We start from the raw sequence: 13,916 nt of genomic DNA on the forward strand, positions 1-13,916 counted from the left end.
GGACAATATTTCATCTACTTTTTTAGAAATGTCTTTTTCATCCTTTGCAGAAAGTTGAGGGTTAAATTCCCTTTGCTCTGGTTCTATACCCGTCATAAGGTAATCTATCGTCACGCCAAAATAATCCGCAATTTTTTGTAATTTATCTTGTTTTGGAGTGTAACTGCCTTTTTTCCATTCGGAAAGCATTGATTGTGAAACGCCAGCTTCTTTTGATACTTTATAGGCTGTTACGCCAAATTTTTGTAAGAGTTGTTCGAATATCTCATACATATTTAACGCCCTTTCGTAGAAAATGACATACTTATAAAAACTGATAAAAATTAATTGACATTATCAGAAATCTAAAGTATAGTATGAGTATGCAACAGGAAACCAAAGTAATTGGCGAAGCATACTTTAGAAAAATATATTACTTTTGTCGTGATTAGAATATATCATATTTCCGAAGTATGCGCAATAGTTTTTTATATTTTTAATTGAAAGGGGGTGTAAGAATGTACCAAAAATTTGAGGGGTTAATGTTAAAAAATAATGTTACTGCCTATAAGGTCGCCAAAGCTACTGGCATTTTGCAGTCTACATTGAGTGATTGGAAGGTGGGAAAATACACCCCCAAACTGGACAAGCTCCAAAAGTTAGCCGATTACTTCGGCGTACCTATCACATATTTTCTAGAGAATTAGGAGGTGGAAAGGTGAATGTAAACAAAAAATATGAGTACCTGAGCAGCGACGTCGAGAAACAAAGGGGGCGATATATTGAAAACAACTAAAAGATGGGACGATGTCCCAATAATATTTGATCTTGCTTTTGCAGCTTGCTTAACAGGTTTCAGCAGCGAACGCTTGCGGCAGTTAAGCAGGGCTGGTGAGTTCCCGGCAAGAAAAATAGGCACAGGTAATCATGCAGTGTGGAGAGTTGACAAAGAGGAGTTTGTCAGCTGGTGGGAAAGTAAAAAGATTCAGGGGATGGACAAGGATGCAAACAGAACTACCGCCAATGCTGCTAGGGTATCGCTAAGTTTGCTGTAGCCGTTGTGGCGTACGGTGCAAGTAGATGAAGAAGAAGACACCCGTAAAGGCGGAAAGGGAGGAAGAATATGAAAGCAACTGGCATTACAAGAAAGGTAGACGAACTTGGAAGAATTGTTCTACCCATGGAAATTAGAAGAAACAAGGGTATCAATTTTGGGGACCCTATGGAGATTTTTACAACAGAGGATGGAATTGTATTAAGACGTTTTGAAGCGGTGAAATGTGACATTAGTGAAAAGGAGAAACTATTCGAGAAATAATGAAGGGCGAAGTGAGTATGAGGAAAGGAGAAAGCCTTTGTCTTTTATGTAAGAATGACACCAAGAAATGCAATACGTTGTTTTTGGAAATTTGTTGAGAGAAATTATTAATATGAATGACATTATCATTTGCTCTGATTATGTGACCCAAAAGGAGGTACAGGATATGGACATAAGAGAGACAGAGGAATTCATTGATTTAAAAAGGAGAAAAGAAAAACGCCTACAAAGAAAGCACAGAAAATACTTACTCTCGGAAATATGCAATAGCGTATTTATGGTTTTAGTTTGGGCTGTAGCAATGACTGTAATTGTTCCGCTGTCGGAAGCGGCACCAGGTAAAGCACTTTTATTTTATGAGTTTGCAACGGCAGGTGTAATTTCTGTGGTAGTTGCTTTTTGGCTGGACAAGTCACGGAGGAAAAAATGAGAATTTATGCAATAAAAAAGGCACTGGTAAACCCAGCACCACTGACAAATTGATTATAGCATAGATTCTTTTTTGAGACAAGATAGATTCAAGGTCGAATATATAGGAGGTTTTTATGAGTAAATTTGATGTTTGCCCTATTTGTGGCGCAACGTTAGACCACGGGGAAACTTGTGATTGTAGCTGCGACTATAATAAGGAAAAAACTCGGAATTTTTGTGACAATGAAGAACAAAAAGAATAGGTGAAAAATTATGCCCCTCTCTTGCGGTGTCAAGGGTGGGGCAAGGTTTTAAATAAAATAGCGAGATAAGTTTGTGAGGTGAAAATGTGAAGTTTTCTAAAATTACATCACTAGCAAAAAGAAATAAGACAGCGATATTAATGAGGGATGATGATGGTCAACAATGGCTGAGTATAGGCAGCGCTGTCTATCGGTTGGAAAACATGCCTGTATTGGACGAGGATACCGTTTTAACTGTAATGGGGGTTTCGGATGATAAAAGGGAAAAGTGGCTGACAAGATGTGAAGAGGAATCTTCACGAATACTGAAAAATGATTTACCGGATGAGGTGGAGGTAACCGCAGATGATGCAGGTATTACCATCATTTATGGGGGAAGCTTGCTCACGCCTATATACACATTTTATGGTGTTATTTGGATTGATACGGAATTAATGGCACCTACCGTGAAAAAGGAAACGGGCTACACGCGATATTTTATTAGAAAAAGTGGCGGTGCAAGAGCGATTGCGGTGAAAGATGGGATGGTGCTGTCTGCTGTAATGATGGAGTATAGGCAAGGTGGAACAGACCTTTATGAAGCCTTAGATACATTGGCCGACCGATGCAGGGCTGAGGCAAGGCGAGACACCGCAGAAAAATGAAGCGGGACAAATAGGTAAATTGAATAAAGAAAATGCCCCTCTCCTATAGGCGTAGAAAAGGGGCGGGGCTTTTGATAAAACCCAAGATATAGTACTTATATTATATAACATAGTACATTGTTTCACAAGTATTTTGGGTTGCTTTCCATGAAAAAGCCTGTTTCTAAAGTCTAGGAAATTAGGGGCAAAGTTGCCCTTTAACTCCTCGATAACAAGATTAACATTAGGGCTATGGTTATTTATAGAAAGGGGTAAAGCAATGCCAAGATATAGAAAACACATATGGGCAGGAGATGTATATGAGTGTGAGGAGTATTACTCACCAAGAGCCATTGGAAAAAAATACAACAGAGGACAAAATGAATTGCTCACCTCCGAAGAACAGAAAGAACGGAATTTGAAGTTAGCTAGAAGGAAATTATCAAGATTGATAAATGCGAATTTCAGTCAAGGGGATTTATTTATTACTCTTACATATCGAAACAAATTATCTAGAGAGGAAATCAAAAGGGAGCTGCGGAATTTTTTGAGCCGCCTGAGACGATGGAGAAAGAAAAAAGGGCTTTCTGCTGTAAAATACATCGTAGTAACGGAAGCGGAAGACAAGCGGGAGCACCATCACCTTTTGGTGAATGCCATGGATATTACCCTCAATGAATTAACGGAGCTGTGGGGATTGGGTAGGGTTATGATTTCTCAATTAGAGCCAGGCGGAGATTATACAGGCTTGGCAAGATACATAACCAAGGAAAATGTAAAAGAATATGAAAAAAGATGGACCACCAGTAGAAATTTGGTACAGCCGAAAGTTGTTGTGAAAAAAATAAATTCAGCCAATCCAAAAAAGAAGCCTCAGCCTCCCAAGGGGTATCTGGTTGTGGAAAGCAGTGAATATTTTTCTGAGGAGATTGGCCCTATAAGATATTTAAAAGCAATTAGATTAGGCGGTGATGATTATGGAACAGGAAAAGAGAAAACCGAATTGTGAGAAATGTTTGTGCCGGAGGTGTTTCAGTAAGGAAGATGGTACTTGCATGAATTGTGAGCGGTGTAAGGAAAACGGCGGGGCCAATAAGGTTTGGTGCTTGATGGATTGTGATTTTATTGGGAGGGATGAACTTGAAGCTTAAAACAAAATTCCACGAGCTGAAAATCACGCCCAAGTATTTTCGATATGTTAAGTGGGGTATCAAGAAGTTTGAGCTACGAAAGAATGACCGGGGTTATGAAGTTGGGGACTATGTGAAACTGCGTGAATACAACGGAGAATCTTATAGTGGAGAATTTCTATGGATAAAAATTACTTATATTCTGGATTTTGAAGAAGGAAAAGAATTTGGATTGTCCCCAGGTTATTGTATTTTAGGATTTAAAATTAAAAGAAGATGGAAAAATTATGAAATGGGGAGGATAAAATGGCTTACAATCAGCAAGCAGCGAAGCGGCAGCACCAAAACGCAACGAATAACGCTCAAGGACATTTGTTTGAAAGTGCAATTCTGGCGGGGTGCAATACATACAGAGAAGACGGTCGGGCAGAAATCAATAAAACGCCTGAACCTTTTCGGGTTTTGAATAAAGGTATTGATGGAATGTTCATGGGGAGATTTACCGCACATGCCCAGCCGGATTTCCAAGGAACCCTTGAGGATGGAAGGTCTATAGTATTTGAAGCAAAGACCACAACATCCGACCGGATGAAGCGGGATGTATTAACGGCAGAGCAGCAGAAAGCTTTAGAAAGCCACATGAATTTGGGAGCGGTTACAGGGGTATGCGTTGGGCTTAAAGATAAGTTTTTCTTCATCCCTTGGAATGTCTGGCGGGATATGAAAGAGCATTATGGCCGGAAGTATATCACTGCAAATGATGTGGAGGAATACCGGGTTAAATTTAATGGATCCGTTTTGTTTTTGGATTATTTGAAAAAGCCGGAGAGGGTGTGAATTATGTATAAATTATTTCGTGCTTGCTTAGCAATATTTTGGGTTTTGGATATATTGGATTTTCCTTTCATGGAAATTTTTGATTCTACATATCCGGTCAATGGGTTAGCGTGGTTTTTGATTTGGGTTTATATACCTTCTATCCACCAATACACAAAGGATGAGGATTGAATGAGGATAATTTATGAGGGGGGTGCAGAATGAAAACAACAGTGAAAAACAAAAGGTTTAGATCTTGCCAAATATTTAATTGTGACCATATGCGGGGAAATATCTGCTGTACGGATTGTATGAACAAAGCGAAATGTAAAAACCATTGCTTAAACGATCCACAGCAATGTGGACAAGTTAAAGGAGAGGTGGTGGACGATGAAGAAAGATAGAGAACTAAAAATGCAAAATTATAATATCTCTCCTGACCGATATCGTGAATTGAAATACTTTTGTAAGCAATATCGGGAAAAGCAATTACAGTTACGTTCTATTACGGAGCTTTCTTCACCGGGATTTGACAGTAATGGAAGAGGGAACAAACTATCTGACAGGACGGGGGAAATGGCACTTAAACGGATGCAGCTTGAAAGGGATTTGGAAATAATCCAACAGTCGGCAATGGAGGCGGGTAGCGAGTTTTATCCATACATACTGAGCAATGTAGTAGATGGGATAAGGTATGAACATTTGGATGTACCAATGAGCAGGAGGGCATTTTTCAGAATGAAATTAAAATTCTTTGGGATTTTATCCACAAAAAAATAAAGTTGGCACCAAATGTGTTTACTTATGAGTTAATATGGTAGCATACATAATTTGGGCAATATTTACTAGACGTTATAGAAGTCCAAACAATCCTTGTTATGATTGTAAAAATATGGTATTGTATTTTTGTAGTTATATATAAGGGGTGGGAACATGCTGAAAAGGTCTTATGGCAGAGCAGCTATTATGTTGTATGCTTTGTTTTTTGTTATTATGACTATTTCGTTTTTTATAGATAGTAGTAGCTGGATACATGGCCCCAACGGCTATATGATAGCGTGTGGTTTTCAAGGTGCTGCAGTATTTATTAGAGATAAGTATATAAGATGTACGTACTGTGGAAAAACATTTGCCCCACTACAATGGTCGAAGAGTGGGACCAAGCATTGTAAAAAGTGTGGGAAACCATTTGAGTATGATAGATAGCTATGTGATTCAGGATAACTGGGGGTAAGTACCTTAGATGTCGGTATTGTAAAAAGTTAACAGTTGAGCCGCAGTGGTCAAAGAATGGAACACGAAAGTGTAGTAACTGCGGAAAAGTGTTTGAATACGATAAATAGATATATGATTAAAGAAACCTAGGAGATGGAAATATGCTGAAAAGATCATATGCAAGAGCATATATTGTGTTGTACTATTTAGTTATTGTTATTTTTAGCATTACTTTTTTTATTGAAAGGCAATCAGTATTACGAGAAATTCTCTCGTGGACGTTGCCGGTTCTTTGGATTGCTGTGCTTATTATTAGACTTAAATATCTTAGATGCCCATATTGTAGAAAGTTAACTGTCGAGCCGCAGTGGTCAGAGAGTGGAACACAGGATTGCATTAATTGTGGAAAAGTGTTTGAGTATGATAAATAGATATATGATTAAGGGAACATGGGGGTGGCAATATGCTAAGTAGGACAAAGACTAAAATAAGTATTGTGGCTTATTGCATTGGTGCTATATGCTGGATTGCATCTTTTTTTCCTAATGAATTTAATCTTAAATTAGTCCTCATTACCGCATATTGTCTATTCTTTACTGTTTCATATAGGATTAGATTTAAATATCTTAAGTGCCCAAACTGCAGAAAGTTTACAGTGCCACTACAGTGGTCGAAGAATGGAACCAGAGCTTGTGATAAGTGTGGTCAAGTGTTTGAATATGATAAATAGATGTATGATGAAGGATGCCAATGGGTGTCCTTTTTTATTACAAGAAAGAGGGTGAAGCAATGGAGCGGTTACCTGAATTAATTGCTTTGATACGAAGCGGCGATGTACATAGGTTTTATACTTCGCCTGAATGGAGAAGGAAGAGGAGGGAGGTTTTTGATCAAGACCATTTTGAATGCCAAGTGTGCAAAAATAAATATAAGAGATACACGAAGGCAACAACAGTACATCATATAAAAGAGCTGAGGCATTTTCCTTCGCTATGCTTAAGCAGTTATTACACAAATGAAAGTGGGATGAAAGAGCGAAATCTTATCAGCGTGTGCAAGTATTGCCATGAAACAGAATGCCATCCGGAGCGAATGGGAAAGTACGAAAAAAAGAAGCCGTTGACCGAGGAAAAATGGTGATACCCCCCGGTCGAAAAAAACGCAGTTTAAGATTTTGGCTGTTACTCAGGAGGGTTTAGACAATTCAGAAATATTCATTTCACACGTGAGGGGGGTGGGGGTATGAAGCAAATTACAAGAAAAGGACTGGAAAAAGATCTAGTTGACCAGCTAGAACGGAATGGCTCGCTAGGCAAATATTATCTTGATTTAGTACGGGATTATCTAGAATTATGGGATACAAAAAATGCATTGTTAGCAGATATAAAAGGCAGAGGAGTAACGGTAAATTATAATAATGGAGGAGGCCAAGCGGGCATAAAAAAGAACGAAAGTGTGGAACAATTATTGAAAGTTAATAAACAAATGCTATGTATTTTGGATTATTTAGCGCTAAAACCATCTTGTCAGGTGGGTGATGATACTGATGAAGAGATGTAGAAAAAAATCCTATCACCCCTATATTGATGATTACATGGACGGTGTGTACAGCGGTGAAGTTATTGTCGGGGATGAAATTTTCATGGCCCTGCACATTGTTGAAGGAGGGTTAAATAAACCCAATGTGTTTATTGATGTGGACAAGATAAACAAGGCCGTTGAATTAACAGAAAAATATTTTGAGTTACAGCTCTTTGATTGGGAGCTTTTTTTATTTGCATTGATTCACTGCTATAATTTGGACAATGACACTGTTGTTTTTGATGAATATATCATCATGATGGGCAGAGGAAATGGTAAAAATGGATTTATTTCTCCAGTAAGCTGGTACCTAAGCACACACTATCATGGTGTAAAAGGATATAACATAGAAATCATAGCAAATTCAGAGGACCAGGCAGAAACTTCTTTTAATGATATTTATGATGTATTGGAGCGACACTGGAAGAAACTAAAAAAGTTTTTTTACAAAAGCAAAGAACTAATTAGAAATCTAAAGACTGGATCCGTGATCAAATATCATACTTCCAATGCCAGAACGAAGGACGGTAAGCGTTCTGCTTGTCTTATTTTTGATGAGATCCACGAGTACATGAGTTATGAGATTATCAACGTTTTTACCAGTGGTTTTGGTAAGCGCAAGCATTCTCGTATTTTTAAAATCACAACAAACGGTCATGTAAGGGAGGGGGTTTTGGATAATGAATTGAGAGTATGTTATGACATTTTGAATGGTGTAATACAAAATTCCAAAACCCTTCCTTTGCTTTATAAAATCAACAGTGAAAAAGAAATATACAATCCGAATATGTGGCACAAAGCAAATCCTTCTTTGAAGTATTTGCCTATTTTGCAAGATACCATGGAAAAAGAGTTTGGTAAGATGAAATATTCCGAAGAAATCAAGACGGAGTTTTATACAAAAAGAATGAATTTCCCCAGATCCAATCGGGAGTTGGCAGTAACAGACTTTGAGGAAAATGTTATTCCAACCAACAGGCCGTTGCCGGATATGTCCGGTTGGAGCTGCACTGTTGGGATTGACTATGCTGCCATTAACGACTTGGCAAGTGTAAACTTTCATTTCGTGAAAGGCGAGGAAAGGTATGATATCAATCATTCATGGTTGTGTTTAAATTCCAAAGATTTAGACAGGATTCAGGCACCATGGAAGGCCTGGGCAGATGAAGAACTTTTGACACTTGTGGATGATGTTACCATTCACCCCAGGCTATTATGTGATTATATCGCAACAATGGCGCAGAAATATAATATCAAGCTGGTCTTATTGGATAACAACAAATATGCGCTTGTCGCAAGCGAACTAAGGAAAATAGGGTTTGATGCAAAAGAGTATAAAAATGTGAAATTGGTAAGGCCTAATGATATATACAAGGTGCAAAAGGTTATAGATGATGTTTTTATCCGTCATTTGTTTAGCTGGGGGGACAACCCTCCATTGCGGTGGGCTGTAAACAACACGAAATTATTATCAGCAGGAAAAAGCAAAGGCGAAGAAACGGGAAATTTCTATTATGGAAAAATTGAACCGAAAAGTAGAAAGACGGATCCATTTATGGCTGTAGTGCATTCCATGATTGGGGAAGAAGAACTGGAAGAAGCTGCTTGCAGCTTTGATGATATACCAGTCATTACATGTTAAGGGGGTGATAAGTTGGGCTTTTTAGAATGGCTAAGTAGTAAAGTGGGTGGGGGAAAAAGTGTTTCTGTTTCCGGTGATGAAATAGACGATTTTTTGCAAGAATATACCTCCACTATTTGCATTAGGGAAGCGGCGTTTTGGACTGCCGCCAATATTCTGGCCAATGCCTTAAGCAAGTGCGAGTTTAAAACCTATGTGAAGGGAGAAGAAAAAAAGGGCAGTGAGTATTATTTGTGGAACTACGAACCAAATAAGAATCAAAATTCAAGCGTATTTTTACACAAATTAATTGCAAAACTGTGCAGAGATAATGAGTGTCTTGTAATTTGTATTGGGGAACAATTGCTGGTTGCGGATAGTTACACAAAAAATGAAAAGGTTTTATTTGAAAATACGTTCACGGAGGTAACTGTGGGCGATTTTTCATTTCAAAAGACTTTTTACCAGGCAGATGTATTGTTTTTTGAGTTAAATAATAAAAACATGCGACAGGTGGTCAATGATTTATATGGCGAGTATGAAAAACTGATTCAGTACAGCATAAACGCCTATCAAAAATCAAGGGGAAGAAAATTTCTTTTCGAGTATGATACATTGCCCGTTGCCGGGAGTGAAGAAAGAAAGAATTTTGATGATTTAATAAAGAATAAGTTTAAAAAATTTATTGAATCGGATAATGCAGTCCTACCCTTGGGCAAAGGGCAAAAGGTGGATGAAACCGCCCAGAAAACCTATGCAGCGGAAACCACTAGGGATATTAGAGCAATGATTGATGATATTTCTGATTTTACTGCTAAGGGCTTTGGTATCCATCCATCTCTTTTGCGTGGTGATGTGCAAGGCACCAAAGATGCACTGGACTTCACGCTAACATTTGCTGTGGATCCTTTGGTAGATATGATACAGGAGGAAATCATTCGCAAGCGTTATGGGTATAAAGCTTTTTCGGAAGGGACGTATCTGAAAATTGATACACGTGCCATTAAGCATATTGATTTGTTTAGTATTTCTACGTCCATTGATAAATTAATCGGCTCTGGTGTTTTCTGCGTGAATGATATTTTGCAATTGTGCGGTGAAAATTCCATAGATGAACCTTGGGCAAAACAGCACTTTATTACAAAAAATTACGAGTTAGTAGAGGATGCCTTGCGGGCATTGAAGGGAGGTGAAAAAAATGAGGACAATTTGGAAACTTGAGCAATCTGTATCGTCGGATACTCTTGAAATGTACATCTATGAAAGCATTAAGCCTGATAGTTATGACTGGTGGAATGATGAGGTGATTACAAGCGAAACTTCGGCAAATCATTTCAGGGAAGAACTTGCAAAATACCCAAATGCAAAGTTTATCAATTTATATGTCAATAGCTACGGCGGAGATGTGAAAGAGGCCATGGGTATTCATAGCCAATTAAAAAGACACCAAGCCTATGTTACCGGTTATGTGGACGGGTTTGCGGCTTCGGCGGCATCCTATATATTAACGGCTTGCGACAAAGTAGTAATGGCAAGCCCCACCATGCAAATGTTACACGATATGTGGAATATGTCTATAGGCAATGCTAGAGAACATCGTAAAAATGCCGAGGATTTAGAGGCTATCATGAAAGGCAATCGTCAAGCCTACTTGGATAAGTCCAACGGAAAATTAAACGAGGAGCAGCTTATAGAAATTATGGCGGCTGAAACGTGGTTGACTGCCACCCAGTGCTTTGAGTATGGTCTATGTGATGAAATCGGGGAGCGGCAAGTGGATATGGCAAAAGCGGCGGAAGCACTGAAAGAGAGTCATGAGGCATTGCAACGAAAAAACTTGGAGCTGGTTGCAAAATTAAAGCAGTTGGCCACACCACCCAAGGAACCAACCCCACAGCCTCCGGCGAAACCACAACAGAATAGATTACAAAAGTTTATGACATCCGTAAAAGGATGTTAATTTTATTTCTAGAGAGGAAGAGATTACATGAAAAAAATGAAAATGAAAATGGATTTACAGTTTTTTGCTATAAAAAGTCTTGATCTAATTCAGGAGGAAAGAAACGTCATTTTGCAAAGAATGAACTCGGCAATTACAGAGGATAACCCTGAGCAGTTTAACCAAGCCTTTAAGGATTTGGCCAACAATGTTCAGGAAGCGGTTATGCAAGAATATAATCAGGCTGTGCAGGGGGCTGATTCGAGTATTTTAGCCCAAAGGGGAGTAAGACAGCTCACCAGTCAGGAAAATACATATTATCAAAAAGTGATTGATGCTATGAAATCCGTGGATCCAAAGCAAGCAATTACTTTGATTGATGATGTGATGCCCACCACCGTTATTGATGAGATTTTCACATATTTGCAGGAGAATCATCCCTTGTTGAATGAGGTGGATTTTCAGAACACGGGAGCGGTTACTAAGTGGTTGCTTTCTGCCACATCCGGCACCGCTGGGTGGGGTGAATTGTTTGGAGAAATTGTGGATGAACTGTCTGCAACCTTCTCTATTTTGGAATTGGGTAGCACAAAACTTTCTGCGTATATTCCGGTCTGCAATGCCATGCTTGATTTAGGTCCCGCATGGTTGGATCGTTATGTAAGAACAGTTCTGGCCGAGGCCATCGCTGTTGGTTTGGAAACTGCTATCGTTGATGGGGATGGTAATGAAAAACCTTTGGGCATGACAAGGGCATTAAGCGGTGCAGTGGATGGTGTACACCCCCATAAAACAGCGGTGGCAATTACAAAATTGGATGCTCCTACCTATGGAGGTCTGCTTGATACGTTATCCAAGGCACCCAATAATAAAAGACGTCCCATTCCCTCTGTACTTTTGGTGGTAAATCCTACAGACTATTTTACAAAGGTTTTCCCTGCCACAACAGTAAGAGCAACGGATGGTACATTTAGAAGTGATGTATTTCCTTATCCAACAAAAACAATTCAGTCTACGGCGGTGCCTGCAGGGCGTGCGGTGATTGGATTGGGTAAGCAATACTTCATGGGTCTTGGAACTGGAAAAGGGGGAAAGATTGAGCACTCCGACCATGCAATGTTTAAAGAAGATAAAAGATTATACCGTGCAAAGCTGTATGGCAATGGTAGACCAAAAGACGAAAACGCCTTTGTATATCTGAATATTGAAGATTTGGAAAACTATGTGCTGGAGGTAAAGGTAACCAATACCTCGGAGCCTAAACAGACAAATGAGGCAATCACTAATGGTGAGGGCGGTACTTCCCAAGGTGAAGGTGAACCTGAAAACCCCTAATGGCGACGCTTAGCACATCCGCCTGCAATACCGAGGGTATGAACAAAACGGAACTGTTGGAATATGCGGAATCCCTAGGTATTACCGGGCTAAGTAGTCGCAATTTAAAAGGAGATATTTTAGCAGCCATAGAGGCGGTGACAGGATAATGGAAGAATTATTAGAGGCTGTGAAAAATTATCTTGATATTACATGGGATGATGCGGATACCAATAAAAAAATAAAAGGCATTGTATCACGAGGCGTGGAGTATCTGAATCATGCAGCGGGTGGGAAACAAAATTATGAAAAGGAGGGGCAAGCCAGAGCCCTCCTTTTTGAATATGCCATGTATGTTAATAGCGGTGCCTTAAATGAGTTCCAACAGAACTACCTTCACGAATTGATGATGTTGCAAATCCATCAGGAGGTGAAGAACTATGAACAAGAAAAAAATGCAGATATACAATGATGGTGTGATCACAATATACACAGTAGGAAATATTGCAGAGAAAGGTAATATGCCGAAAGAGGGTATTGTGGAAAAAGTGCGTGTGAGATTTCGGCGGCGCACAATAGGCCACACACGGTTTCATGAATCTTTGCAGCAGAATATTAAGATAGATGAAATTGTGAGATGCCCCTATCGGACTGAGGTAAGTGCTCAAGATAAAGCGGTTTTTCTGGGTAGCAATAATAAATATGAAGTAAAAAAGGTTGTTTACATAGAAAATACCAAACCAAAAGAAATGGAATTGTTACTGGAAAGGGTGGAAAGCAACTATGACAATGATTGAGTTGAGGGATGTTCTGATTACCATTACTGAAAGTGTTTTTCACTACAAACCCCTAAAGCCCGGCAATAAATATATTGTTTGGAGTGAGATTACCCAAAGTGGCGCAAAACACGCTGATAATAAAGCCACCCACCAGGCTATCCGCTGTGCAGTACATTTCTTTACCAAGGATGAATTCGACCATGATTTTTTCAGGATCCAGAGAAAATTCAACGATGCAGAAATTCCATGGAGGTTAAACTCTGTGCAGTATGAAGATGATACCGGGTTTATTCACTATGAATGGTATGTGGATGTAGATTATGATTGGGGTGAGGATGATAGCCAAGATTGCTTTTAGGAGAACGAATGAATTTATGTTAATGCTGTCCAGAATGGAGGCAAATACGCAAGCAATTGCGGAAAAGGCGGTTTATGAAGCAGCAGGATTGGTGGCAGATGAAATCAGAAATAATTTAGAAGCGCTACCGGAGGATAAATTCAGAATGCTAGGGGCGGGAGAGCAGTTTATGGGTGTACCAAGGATTCAAAAACAAGACTTATTGGATTCCTTGGGAATAGCGCCAATTGGAGAAGAAGCTCCAGGAACCTACGGTACAAAAATCGGATTTGATGGGTATGGAAGTTATGCAACAAAGAAATATCCTAATGGACTTCCTAACCAGCTTTTGGCACGTTCCATAGAGAGCGGATCCAGTGTAAGGAATGCAACGCCCTTTGTGGAGCCGGCTGTCCAGGGGAAGAAAAATGAAGCAATTCGCAAGATGCAAGAAGTAATTGAGCAAGAATGTAAAAAAGTATAAAGGAGTGTTGAGATTATGGCAAAAATCGGTTTGAGTTATCCTTATGTTGCACAATATAATGCAACAGAGGAGGGTGTTGTTACATATACAAAAGGTCAGGTTCTGG

The 13,916-nt window shown here is 39.2% G+C and carries 23 protein-coding genes and 1 pseudogene; 23 read left to right on the forward strand and 1 reads right to left on the reverse strand.

The genetic code is table 11. From position 1 onward, the window contains the following. A partial coding sequence (locus RTK36_RS15495; protein WP_312048136.1) for a helix-turn-helix domain-containing protein occupies positions 1–273 on the reverse strand: 273 nt, incomplete at its 3' end. A gap of 224 nt (positions 274–497) precedes the next feature. Between RTK36_RS15495 and RTK36_RS15500 the strand changes: the two genes are divergently transcribed. From RTK36_RS15500 to RTK36_RS15610, 23 genes and pseudogenes are all read left to right on the forward strand, one after another. After that, entirely contained in the window at positions 498–686 is a 189-nt protein-coding gene (locus RTK36_RS15500; RefSeq protein WP_312048137.1) for a helix-turn-helix domain-containing protein, read from the forward strand. A 75-nt stretch (positions 687–761) separates the two neighbouring features. Further along, positions 762–1,034 carry a hypothetical protein gene (locus RTK36_RS15505; RefSeq protein WP_312048138.1) on the forward strand — a complete coding sequence of 91 codons (273 nt, stop codon included), beginning with the start codon at positions 762–764 and terminating at the stop codon, positions 1,032–1,034. 68 nt (positions 1,035–1,102) lie between these two features. Then, positions 1,103–1,297: an AbrB/MazE/SpoVT family DNA-binding domain-containing protein gene (locus tag RTK36_RS15510; protein ID WP_312048139.1), complete on the forward strand. Its 195-nt coding sequence runs from the start codon at positions 1,103–1,105 to the stop codon at positions 1,295–1,297. A 166-nt stretch (positions 1,298–1,463) separates the two neighbouring features. Beyond that, on the forward strand, positions 1,464–1,727 hold the full coding sequence (locus tag RTK36_RS15515) for a hypothetical protein (protein ID WP_312048140.1): 264 nt from the start codon (positions 1,464–1,466) through the stop codon (positions 1,725–1,727). A gap of 115 nt (positions 1,728–1,842) precedes the next feature. Next, positions 1,843–1,971: a hypothetical protein gene (locus RTK36_RS15520; protein WP_312048141.1), complete on the forward strand. Its 129-nt coding sequence runs from the start codon at positions 1,843–1,845 to the stop codon at positions 1,969–1,971. 86 nt (positions 1,972–2,057) lie between these two features. Next, positions 2,058–2,615 (forward strand): hypothetical protein, encoded by a 558-nt coding sequence (locus RTK36_RS15525; RefSeq protein ID WP_312048142.1) that lies wholly within the window; start codon positions 2,058–2,060, stop codon positions 2,613–2,615. 259 nt (positions 2,616–2,874) lie between these two features. Beyond that, entirely contained in the window at positions 2,875–3,603 is a 729-nt protein-coding gene (locus tag RTK36_RS15530; protein WP_312048143.1) for a rolling circle replication-associated protein, read from the forward strand. A 125-nt stretch (positions 3,604–3,728) separates the two neighbouring features. After that, positions 3,729–3,974, forward strand: a pseudogene (locus RTK36_RS16785) (DUF3850 domain-containing protein); the annotation flags it as partial. A 56-nt stretch (positions 3,975–4,030) separates the two neighbouring features. Further along, positions 4,031–4,561, forward strand: a complete 531-nt coding sequence (locus RTK36_RS15540; RefSeq protein WP_312048144.1) for a Holliday junction resolvase RecU — start codon at positions 4,031–4,033, stop codon at positions 4,559–4,561. A 3-nt stretch (positions 4,562–4,564) separates the two neighbouring features. Beyond that, positions 4,565–4,732, forward strand: coding sequence for a hypothetical protein (locus RTK36_RS15545; RefSeq protein WP_312048145.1), 168 nt, complete (start codon positions 4,565–4,567; stop codon positions 4,730–4,732). Positions 4,733–4,761: 29 nt separating this feature from the next. After that, positions 4,762–4,944 carry a hypothetical protein gene (locus RTK36_RS15550; RefSeq protein WP_312048146.1) on the forward strand — a complete coding sequence of 61 codons (183 nt, stop codon included), beginning with the start codon at positions 4,762–4,764 and terminating at the stop codon, positions 4,942–4,944. Next, positions 4,931–5,320: a hypothetical protein gene (locus RTK36_RS15555; RefSeq protein WP_312048147.1), complete on the forward strand. Its 390-nt coding sequence runs from the start codon at positions 4,931–4,933 to the stop codon at positions 5,318–5,320. Before RTK36_RS15550 ends, RTK36_RS15555 begins: the two co-directional genes overlap by 14 nt. A 596-nt stretch (positions 5,321–5,916) precedes the next feature. Then, the gene (locus RTK36_RS15560; protein WP_312048148.1) at positions 5,917–6,186 is read left to right on the forward strand and encodes a hypothetical protein; all 270 of its coding nucleotides are present in this window, start codon (positions 5,917–5,919) and stop codon (positions 6,184–6,186) included. A 358-nt stretch (positions 6,187–6,544) separates the two neighbouring features. Next, a complete protein-coding gene (locus tag RTK36_RS15565; RefSeq protein WP_312048149.1) occupies positions 6,545–6,895 on the forward strand; it encodes an HNH endonuclease in 351 nt (116 codons plus the stop codon). A gap of 102 nt (positions 6,896–6,997) precedes the next feature. Continuing rightward, positions 6,998–7,315, forward strand: coding sequence for a P27 family phage terminase small subunit (locus RTK36_RS15570; RefSeq protein ID WP_256149945.1), 318 nt, complete (start codon positions 6,998–7,000; stop codon positions 7,313–7,315). Then, positions 7,302–8,978 carry a terminase large subunit domain-containing protein gene (locus tag RTK36_RS15575; RefSeq protein ID WP_312048150.1) on the forward strand — a complete coding sequence of 559 codons (1,677 nt, stop codon included), beginning with the start codon at positions 7,302–7,304 and terminating at the stop codon, positions 8,976–8,978. The genes RTK36_RS15570 and RTK36_RS15575 overlap by 14 nt, the downstream gene beginning before the upstream one ends. 12 nt (positions 8,979–8,990) lie before the next feature. Beyond that, a complete protein-coding gene (locus tag RTK36_RS15580) occupies positions 8,991–10,178 on the forward strand; it encodes a phage portal protein (protein WP_312048151.1) in 1,188 nt (395 codons plus the stop codon). Next, a complete protein-coding gene (locus RTK36_RS15585; RefSeq protein WP_312048152.1) occupies positions 10,156–10,917 on the forward strand; it encodes a head maturation protease, ClpP-related in 762 nt (253 codons plus the stop codon). Before RTK36_RS15580 ends, RTK36_RS15585 begins: the two co-directional genes overlap by 23 nt. A 27-nt stretch (positions 10,918–10,944) precedes the next feature. Further along, positions 10,945–12,231, forward strand: coding sequence for a phage major capsid protein (locus tag RTK36_RS15590; RefSeq protein ID WP_312048153.1), 1,287 nt, complete (start codon positions 10,945–10,947; stop codon positions 12,229–12,231). Positions 12,232–12,379: 148 nt separating this feature from the next. Then, positions 12,380–12,682, forward strand: a complete 303-nt coding sequence (locus RTK36_RS15595; protein ID WP_312048154.1) for a hypothetical protein — start codon at positions 12,380–12,382, stop codon at positions 12,680–12,682. Continuing rightward, entirely contained in the window at positions 12,651–13,007 is a 357-nt protein-coding gene (locus RTK36_RS15600) for a hypothetical protein (RefSeq protein WP_312048155.1), read from the forward strand. Before RTK36_RS15595 ends, RTK36_RS15600 begins: the two co-directional genes overlap by 32 nt. Next, a complete protein-coding gene (locus RTK36_RS15605; RefSeq protein ID WP_312048156.1) occupies positions 12,994–13,347 on the forward strand; it encodes a hypothetical protein in 354 nt (117 codons plus the stop codon). Before RTK36_RS15600 ends, RTK36_RS15605 begins: the two co-directional genes overlap by 14 nt. Further along, a complete protein-coding gene (locus RTK36_RS15610) occupies positions 13,310–13,810 on the forward strand; it encodes a hypothetical protein (RefSeq protein ID WP_312048157.1) in 501 nt (166 codons plus the stop codon). The genes RTK36_RS15605 and RTK36_RS15610 overlap by 38 nt, the downstream gene beginning before the upstream one ends. Positions 13,811–13,916: the final 106 nt, after the last annotated feature.

The organism is Anaerotignum sp., assembly GCF_031981185.1.
Taxonomy (GTDB): Bacteria; Bacillota; Clostridia; order Lachnospirales; family Anaerotignaceae; genus Chakrabartyella.

What these genes read in the sequence shown, in the direction of transcription:
- RTK36_RS15500 (WP_312048137.1), top strand. Translation starts at nt 498, where the DNA reads ATGTACCAAAAATTTGAGGGGTTAATGTTAAAAAATAATGTTACTGCC.
- RTK36_RS15510 (WP_312048139.1), top strand. Translation starts at nt 1,103, where the DNA reads ATGAAAGCAACTGGCATTACAAGAAAGGTAGACGAACTTGGAAGAATT.
- RTK36_RS15515 (WP_312048140.1), top strand. Translation starts at nt 1,464, where the DNA reads ATGGACATAAGAGAGACAGAGGAATTCATTGATTTAAAAAGGAGAAAA.
- RTK36_RS15520 (WP_312048141.1), top strand. Translation starts at nt 1,843, where the DNA reads ATGAGTAAATTTGATGTTTGCCCTATTTGTGGCGCAACGTTAGACCAC.
- RTK36_RS15530 (WP_312048143.1), top strand. Translation starts at nt 2,875, where the DNA reads ATGCCAAGATATAGAAAACACATATGGGCAGGAGATGTATATGAGTGT.
- RTK36_RS15540 (WP_312048144.1), top strand. Translation starts at nt 4,031, where the DNA reads ATGGCTTACAATCAGCAAGCAGCGAAGCGGCAGCACCAAAACGCAACG.
- RTK36_RS15545 (WP_312048145.1), top strand. Translation starts at nt 4,565, where the DNA reads ATGTATAAATTATTTCGTGCTTGCTTAGCAATATTTTGGGTTTTGGAT.
- RTK36_RS15550 (WP_312048146.1), top strand. Translation starts at nt 4,762, where the DNA reads ATGAAAACAACAGTGAAAAACAAAAGGTTTAGATCTTGCCAAATATTT.
- RTK36_RS15555 (WP_312048147.1), top strand. Translation starts at nt 4,931, where the DNA reads ATGAAGAAAGATAGAGAACTAAAAATGCAAAATTATAATATCTCTCCT.
- RTK36_RS15560 (WP_312048148.1), top strand. Translation starts at nt 5,917, where the DNA reads ATGCTGAAAAGATCATATGCAAGAGCATATATTGTGTTGTACTATTTA.
- RTK36_RS15565 (WP_312048149.1), top strand. Translation starts at nt 6,545, where the DNA reads ATGGAGCGGTTACCTGAATTAATTGCTTTGATACGAAGCGGCGATGTA.
- RTK36_RS15570 (WP_256149945.1), top strand. Translation starts at nt 6,998, where the DNA reads ATGAAGCAAATTACAAGAAAAGGACTGGAAAAAGATCTAGTTGACCAG.
- RTK36_RS15575 (WP_312048150.1), top strand. Translation starts at nt 7,302, where the DNA reads ATGAAGAGATGTAGAAAAAAATCCTATCACCCCTATATTGATGATTAC.
- RTK36_RS15585 (WP_312048152.1), top strand. Translation starts at nt 10,156, where the DNA reads ATGAGGACAATTTGGAAACTTGAGCAATCTGTATCGTCGGATACTCTT.
- RTK36_RS15590 (WP_312048153.1), top strand. Translation starts at nt 10,945, where the DNA reads ATGAAAAAAATGAAAATGAAAATGGATTTACAGTTTTTTGCTATAAAA.
- RTK36_RS15595 (WP_312048154.1), top strand. Translation starts at nt 12,380, where the DNA reads ATGGAAGAATTATTAGAGGCTGTGAAAAATTATCTTGATATTACATGG.
- RTK36_RS15600 (WP_312048155.1), top strand. Translation starts at nt 12,651, where the DNA reads ATGAACAAGAAAAAAATGCAGATATACAATGATGGTGTGATCACAATA.
- RTK36_RS15605 (WP_312048156.1), top strand. Translation starts at nt 12,994, where the DNA reads ATGACAATGATTGAGTTGAGGGATGTTCTGATTACCATTACTGAAAGT.
- RTK36_RS15610 (WP_312048157.1), top strand. Translation starts at nt 13,310, where the DNA reads ATGATTGGGGTGAGGATGATAGCCAAGATTGCTTTTAGGAGAACGAAT.